Below are 300 nucleotides of genomic sequence, written 5' to 3'. Positions count from 1 at the left end.
AATAGGCTGATTTACTGTTCCGTCTAGCGGAAAGGTAAAAGTCAATCGTATGACCACGTTGATCAACTGCACGATACAGGTAAGTCCATCGCCCCTTCACTTTGATATAAGTCTCATCCATATGCCATGAATGTAAATCTGTAGGATTACGCCAATACCAGCGTAAGCGTTTTTCCATTTCTGGAGCATAACGCTGAACCCAACGATAAATTGTGGTGTGGTCAACATTCACACCCCGTTCAGCGAGCATTTCTTGAAGTTCACGATAGCTGATGCCATATTTACAATACCAACGAACAG

At 43.0% G+C, this 300-nt stretch carries 1 pseudogene; it reads right to left on the bottom strand.

The features are described from left to right. Window positions 1–300, bottom strand: a pseudogene (locus tag ACWQ4X_RS19905) (IS6-like element IS1008 family transposase); the annotation flags it as partial.

Source organism: Acinetobacter sp. NigerLNRRAM0016, assembly GCF_054112845.1.
This window is presented reverse-complemented; position numbering and strand designations above follow the sequence as displayed.